This is a genomic window from Gemmatimonadota bacterium (assembly GCA_016209965.1).
Taxonomy (GTDB): domain Bacteria; phylum Gemmatimonadota; class Gemmatimonadetes; order Longimicrobiales; family RSA9; genus JACQVE01.
In genome coordinates this window covers 21661-27684 of record JACQVE010000038.1, presented here as the reverse complement: position 1 = coordinate 27684, position 6024 = coordinate 21661, and the positions used below count along the sequence as shown (strand labels likewise).

Sequence of the window (6024 nt, the reverse complement as noted above, 5' to 3'; positions counted from 1 at the left end):
GATCTGGGCCGGGCCAAGCGCATTGTCGTGGACAAGGATAACACGACGCTGGTGGATGGCGCGGGCGAGACGGAGAAGATCCAGGGCCGGATCCAGGAGATCCGTGTGGCCATTGACAAGTCCACCTCGGACTACGACCGCGAGAAGCTGCAGGAGCGGCTGGCCAAGCTGGCGGGCGGCGTCGCGGTCATCAATGTGGGCGCGGCCACCGAGACGGAGATGAAGGAGAAGAAGGCCCGCGTCGAGGACGCGCTGCACGCCACGCGCGCCGCGGTCGAGGAAGGCATTGTGCCGGGCGGCGGCGTCGCCTTTATCCGCGTCCAGCAGAAGATTAAGGACTTCAAGGTCGAGGACTCGGACGAGCAGGTCGGCGTGCACATCGTGCTGCGCGCCCTCGAGGAGCCGATCCGGCAGATCGCGGAGAACGCGGGCGCCGAGGGCTCGATCGTGGTCGAGCGCGTGCGCGAGAACAGCAACGCCAGTTTCGGCTACAACGCCCAGACCGACACGTACGAGGACCTGGTCGAGGCGGGGGTGATCGACCCCACCAAGGTGACGCGGACCGCGCTGCAGAACGCAGCATCCATCGCCGGCCTGCTCCTCACTACGGAGGCCGTAGTGGTGGAGAAGCCAGAGGAGGAGAAGACGCCGCCTATGCCCGGCGGCGGCATGGGCGGGATGTACTAGGCGGCGCTGCACGGCACAGGGCGAGGGCAAGGCAGGGGCGGGGGTTCCCCCTTCTCCTGCCTTTTGCTTGCCGGCCGGGTCCGGAGAGCTTAGCGTGGCCGCGTGCCGACACCGGTGAGTGTTGCACCCATTGGGGCGGAGCCGATTCTCGGAGTCACGGCGCTCGAGTCGGTCGGCATCACCCTCGACCCCGCCACTCGTACTCTGAAGCGTCTTCCCGCCATTCCCCTGAAGTAACGCGAACGAACTGGACGCCCTCCCGGCTCGCGCCGCACGGGGTTTTCCTTTCTCGCGCCTGCATCTAACTTACGCGCAGACGCTGGCCTTCCCTGATTCGAGAGCCCATGGCGCAGAGGGCGGCAGACACCATCCAGATCACGCTCCCCGACGGTTCGGTCCTCGAGCTGCCGCGCGGCGTGACGCCCCGCGAGGTCGCCGGGCGGATTGGCCCGGGGCTGGCGCGCCCGGCGCTCGCCGCGAAGCTGAACGGTGACGTCGTCGACCTGACGCGGCCGCTCGAGCGGGACGCGCGCCTCGAGATCCTAACGGAGCGCGACCCCGAGGCGCTGGAAGTGCTCCGCCACTCGGCCGCCCACATTCTGGCCACGGCGGTGCGGCAGGTGCGCCCGGAGGCCCGCATCGGCTTCGGCCCGCCCATCGAGCACGGCTTCTACTACGATTTCGAGGTGGCCACGCCCTTCACACCCGAGGAGCTGGAGCGGATCGAGGCGGAGATGCGGGAGGTGGTGCGCCGCGACGACTCGTTCGAGCGCCGCCAGGTCTCCAGGGAAGAGGCGCGGGAGCTTTTTGCCGCGGATCCCCTCAAGCTGGAGCGTCTCGAGGAGCTGGGCGATGACGAGGTGATTTCGGTCTACCGGAACGGCCCCGTCCTCGACCTCTGCCGCGGCCCGCATGTGCCCTCCACCGGCAGCGTCCGCCACTTCAAGCTGCTCAACACGGCCGGTGCCTACTGGCGGGGCGATCCCCGGCGGCAGATGCTGCAGCGCATTTATGGCACGGCATGGTTCACGGAAAAGGACCTTGCGGCGCACCTCCACCGGCTGGAGGAGGCCAAGCGACGCGATCACCGTCGGCTGGGCCGCGACCTCGACCTGTTCCTTTTCCACCCCTACGCTCCCGGTGCGGCTTTCTGGACGGATCGCGGCACTACGATCTTCCGCCAGTTAGAGGAGTGGATGCGCAGCGTGCTGGCGCGCAACGGCTACCAGGACGTGAAGACGCCGCTGCTCTACAACAAGGCGCTGTGGGAGATGTCGGGTCATTGGGGGAAGTACCGGGAGAACATGTTCCTCGTCCTGGACAGCGAGACGGGTGAGCACGACATGTCGCTCAAGCCCATGAACTGCCCCTCGCACCACCTGCTGTACTCCGCCCGGCGGCGCAGCTATCGCGAGCTGCCGATCCGCTACGCCACGCAGGACGTGCTGCACCGCAACGAGGTCACGGGGGCGCTCGCGGGCCTGGTCCGTGTGCGCCAGTTGCAGCAGGACGATGCCCACATCTATCTGGCCGAGGAGCAGATCAATGAGGAGGTCCAGCGCCTGGTCGAGCTGATCCAGTATTTCTACGGCACCCTCGGCCTGTCATACATTGTCAAGTTCGCCACCCGTCCGGAGGTGCGCATTGGCGATGACGCCATGTGGGACCGGGCCGAGGCCGCGCTCCAGGCGGCGCTGCAGGCCACCGGCTTGCCCTACGAGCTGAAGCCTGGGGACGGCGCCTTTTACGGCCCCAAGATCGACTTCGATGTGGCCGACTCGCTGGGCCGGATCTGGCAACTCGGTACCATCCAGCTCGACTACGCGGCGCCCGAGCGATTTGATCTGAGCTACGTGGGCGAGGACAACCGGGAGCACCGGCCGGTGCTGATTCACCGCGCCATCTTCGGCTCGTTCGAGCGCTTCATTGCTATCCTGATCGAGCACTTTGCCGGCGCGTTCCCACTCTGGCTCGCGCCCGAGCAGGTGCGCGTCCTCCCGATTACGGACGAGTGGGCGGAGAGCGCCGCCGCTCTCACCCGTGAGCTGCAGCACGCAGGGTTGCGCGCCACGCTGGACGGCCGTGCCGAGACGCTGGCCTACCGCATCCGTGAGGGCGAGACGCAGAAGATCCCCTACCTGGCCGTGGTGGGGCGCCGCGAAGCCGAGGCGGGGACCGTCGCCGTGCGGCGCCGCGGCGCCGCGGAGAAGCAGGAAGTCTTGCCCCGGCCGGAGTTCCTGGCGCGGCTCCGGCGCGAGGCGGAAACCCGCGCGCTCCCTTGACATGCGGGGGCACCGCGCCTAACTTTTGGCCCCAGAACCGGGAAGTGGGAGGCTCCGCCTCCCCACCCTTCGGTCCGCGTAAGCGGTGCCGCCGGGTTTAGACCAGAGCGGAGACTCCGTCGGGGCGCGTGCCGGCGGCGTTTTCGTCATTGGAAAGGACCCGTCGGATCGGGTCCGTTTTCTTTGTCCGCCACGGGAGGGAGCGTCATAACCAACGACAAAAGAGTCCGTGTCAACCGGCAGATCCGGATCAGCCCGGTCCGGGTGATCGCTGCGGACGGCACGCAGATGGGGATCATGCCGGTCGAGCAGGCGCTCTCCGTAGCCGAAGAGGACGGATTGGACCTGGTCGAAGTAGCGCCGACCGCGAGGCCCCCGGTGGTCCGCATCATGGACTACGGGAAATTCAAGTACGAGCAGGCGCGCAAGGCGCGGCAGGCGAAGAAGAAGCAGCACCAGATCCAGATCAAAGAGGTGAAGTTCCGGCCAGGGATCGAGGTGCACGATTTCGAGTTCAAGATCCGTCATGCGCGGCGCTTTCTCGAGGAGGGGAACAAGGTGAAGGCCACCATGATGTTTCGTGGCCGGCAGATGGCGCGTCCGGAGCTGGGCCGCGAGGTGCTGGGGCGAGTGGCGGAGGCGCTCGATGATCTGGGGCGGGTCGAGGGTGATGCGGCGATGGAGGGCCGGACCATGACCATGATCTTGGCGCCGCGGGCGAGCAAGTAGCGGGAGCGAGAGGGAGGCGAGGATGCCCAAGATGAAGACCAACAAAGGCGTGGCCAAGCGCTTCAAGAAGACGGCGAGTGGCAAGCTGAAGCGCCGGCAGGCCATGAAGAGCCACATTCTGACCAAGAAGTCGGCCAAGCGGAAGCGGCATCTGCGCGGGCCGGAGCTGGTTTCGCAGGCCGATGCCAAGCGGCTCAAGCGGCTGCTGGGAGGTTGAGGCCATGGCACGCACGACGTCGGCGGTGGCCCGGCACCGCAAGAAGAAGCGCTATCTCAAGGCGGCGAAGGGGTACTGGGGCGCACGTTCCAAGCTCTGGCGCATTGCCAAGAATGCGGTCGAGCGGGGGTGGCAGTACTCGTATCGGGACCGGAAGCAGCGCAAGCGTCAGTTTCGGCGCCTGTGGATCACGCGGATCAACGCGGCGGCCCGTGAGCATGACCTGAGCTACTCACGCTTCATGAGCGGGCTGAAACAGGCCGGGATCGAGGTGAATCGGAAAGCGCTGGCGGACCTGGCGGTTCGGGACCGCGCCGCCTTTAGCGAGCTGGTGCGCCAGGCGAAGGCGCAGCTCGGCTGAGCGGGTTTGACGGACAAGGCGGCCTACGCGGTCATCGGGCTGGGGCGGTTTGGCTCGGCCATTGCCCGGACGCTGGCGGCCATGGGATACCGCGTGCTGGCGGTTGACAGCCGCCTGCCGGAAGTGGAAGCCGTGGGGCCGCATGTCGCGGAAGCGGTGCAGGCGGATGCCACCGAGCGCGCGGCGCTCGCCGCCCTGCACATCGAGCGTTACCCGCTGGTCTTCAATACCATTGGCGACCTGACGGCCTCCATTCTCTGCACGCTGGCGCTGAGGGAGCAGGGCGTTCAGCGTATCATTGCCAGGATCAACTCGCAGCAGCAGGGCCGCATCCTTGCCCGCCTGGGGGCCGAGCAGATCCTCTTTCCCGAGCAGGATATGGGGGAGCGGATCGCACGACAGGTCGCGGCCGGGCCGGCGGCGCCGCTGGCGCTGGATCTGGGGGGCGACGGCTCGCTGCTCGAGATGCGGGCGCCTGCTGCGCTGGCTGGCCGCTCGCTCGCCGCCGCCCAGGTACGGGGCCGCTTCGGCGTGACCGTCGTCGCGGTGCGGCGGCGCAGCGGCGCGGATGCGCCGGTCACACAGGCCATCGTCTCGCCGGCGGCGGAGACCATCATCGGGCCGTTCGACCTGCTGCTGGTCGCGGGCCGCAACCCGGATCTCTTGCGCTTCCAGCAGGCGCAGCCGTAGGCGCCACCGGATCTGGTTTCAGGAGACTCATGGCATCGCCGTGGATTCAGGAGCTCGAGGCGCTCGAGGCAGAGGCGCGCAGAGCCGTGGCGCAGGCGGCCAACCTGGCGGCACTCGAGGCCGTGCGCGTCGGCTTTCTCGGCCGGAAGGAGGGGCGGCTCACCGCCCTGATGCGCGAGCTGGCCGGAATCCCGGCCGACGAGCGGCCGGTCGTGGGCGCTGCCGCCAACCGGGTGAAGGCCGCGCTCGGCCAGCTCCTGGATGGCCGCGCCGCCGAGTTCGCCGCGGCGCAGCCCGCCGAGCAGCCGGCAGAAGATCTGACCCTGCCAGGCCGCGCGATCTGGGCGGGCGCCCGGCACCCGGTGACCCTGGTGATTGACGAGATCTGCCACGTCTTCCGCTCCCTGGGCTTCACCCGAGTCCGCGGCCCGGAGGCCGAGACCACCTGGTACAACTTCACCGCCCTGAACACGCCGCTCGATCACCCCGCGGCGGACGAGCACGACACGTTTTATCTCGCTCCCGGAATCCTGCTGCGCAGTCACACCTCGCCCGTCCAGATCCGGACCATGCAGGCGTTCCGGCCGCCCATCCGCGTGGTCGTGCCGGGAATGTGTTATCGGCGCGACCCGTTTGACGCTTCGCACGCGCCGGCCTTCGAGCAGATCGAGGGTCTGGCCGTGGACGAGGGCATCACCTTCGTGGAGCTGAAGGCCACGCTGGCCGAATTCGCCCGACGCCTCTTCGGCCCCCACACCGCGCTGCGGCTGCGCCCGTCCTTCTTCCCGTTCACTGAGCCGAGTGCCGAGGTCGACGTGAGTTGCCTCATCTGCGGGGGGGCGGGGTGCAGGGCGTGCAAGGGGACGGGCTGGCTCGAGATCATGGGGGCCGGCATGGTCGACCCCACAGTCTTCGAGAACGTTGGTTACGACGCCGAGCGGTATACCGGCTTTGCCTTCGGCATGGGTCCCGCCCGCGTGGCCATGCTGCGCTACGGGATCCCGGACATCCGACTCTTTTACGAGTCGGACGTACGCTTCCTCCAGCAGTTCGCCTGA

The 6024-nt window shown here is 68.1% G+C and carries 7 protein-coding genes; all 7 read left to right on the top strand.

Annotated elements, in window-relative coordinates; all coding sequences use genetic code 11:
• Window positions 1–687: chaperonin GroEL (gene groEL / locus HY703_01830; protein MBI4543917.1), on the top strand; the 687-nt coding region annotated here is incomplete at its 5' end.
• 344 nt (window positions 688–1031) lie between these two features.
• Window positions 1032–2969 (top strand): threonine--tRNA ligase, encoded by a 1938-nt coding sequence (thrS, locus tag HY703_01825; GenBank protein ID MBI4543916.1) that lies wholly within the window; start codon window positions 1032–1034, stop codon window positions 2967–2969.
• A 183-nt stretch (window positions 2970–3152) separates the two neighbouring features.
• Window positions 3153–3698 carry a translation initiation factor IF-3 gene (locus HY703_01820; GenBank protein MBI4543915.1) on the top strand — a complete coding sequence of 182 codons (546 nt, stop codon included), beginning with the start codon at window positions 3153–3155 and terminating at the stop codon, window positions 3696–3698.
• A 22-nt stretch (window positions 3699–3720) separates the two neighbouring features.
• Window positions 3721–3915, top strand: a complete 195-nt coding sequence (gene rpmI, locus HY703_01815; GenBank protein ID MBI4543914.1) for a 50S ribosomal protein L35 — start codon at window positions 3721–3723, stop codon at window positions 3913–3915.
• A 4-nt stretch (window positions 3916–3919) separates the two neighbouring features.
• On the top strand, window positions 3920–4276 hold the full coding sequence (gene rplT / locus HY703_01810) for a 50S ribosomal protein L20 (protein ID MBI4543913.1): 357 nt from the start codon (window positions 3920–3922) through the stop codon (window positions 4274–4276).
• Between the two features lie 6 nt (window positions 4277–4282).
• Window positions 4283–4966: a TrkA family potassium uptake protein gene (locus tag HY703_01805; protein ID MBI4543912.1), complete on the top strand. Its 684-nt coding sequence runs from the start codon at window positions 4283–4285 to the stop codon at window positions 4964–4966.
• Between the two features lie 29 nt (window positions 4967–4995).
• Window positions 4996–6024 (top strand): phenylalanine--tRNA ligase subunit alpha, encoded by a 1029-nt coding sequence (gene pheS, locus HY703_01800; protein ID MBI4543911.1) that lies wholly within the window; start codon window positions 4996–4998, stop codon window positions 6022–6024.